The organism is Weissella sp. DD23, assembly GCF_001579105.1.
GTDB lineage: Bacteria > Bacillota > Bacilli > Lactobacillales > Lactobacillaceae > Weissella > Weissella cibaria.
The window spans coordinates 1-587 of sequence record NZ_KQ970440.1 but is presented as its reverse complement, the minus strand read 5'-3'; the positions used below and the strand labels follow the sequence as shown (position 1 = coordinate 587).

1 protein-coding gene is annotated in these 587 nt (G+C 45.3%); it reads right to left on the bottom strand.

All coding sequences use genetic code 11. The annotated features are described in order from the left end of the window. Nucleotides 1-80: 80 nt before the first annotated feature. Nucleotides 81-587 (bottom strand): hypothetical protein (locus tag WEIDD23_RS12120; RefSeq protein WP_207644217.1); only part of this gene is annotated, 507 nt, incomplete at its 5' end.

Here is a 587-nt window from a genome sequence, read left to right as displayed (position 1 = left end):
GGGGCAAACAACGTTATTATCGGGTCCAAAGCACCTTTTGTCTCACTCTCTTTTTAACATATTTCAAAATTCAAAGCAGCTTAATCATAGGCTCGCGTCTCAGGATCAAATAGCATATTGTAAATCACCTTGCCGGTTGCAACGGTCTTGAAAAGTGCTGTAATCCACCAATTAGCCCAGGCAAACCACCCCACACGCCAGACAAAGTGATTAGGTAGCCCCTTATGTCGCCGATAATTTATCGCAACAATCAGTTGTAACATTCCCACAACGAATTGGACAAACAGCAAAATTGCCCCACTCGTTGCCACAATGTAGACAATTTCAGGCGTGTGAATGGTGATCAATAAATAAACACCCCACAAAATCAATGCCGTCATATACCAAGACCAAGCCAACATAATCCACTCGCCAAGCCACAAGCGAACCACCCGCCGATATCTAATCGGTTGAAAAACAATGTCGCGACTATGGGCAAACAAATTTTCAATCACGGCCGCGGTCCAAATGAATCGTTCAGCCATCCAGCCACGCAACCGTGGCGGTGTTAACCGGGTACTTGTTGCAAACGTGTTATACCGTACAAC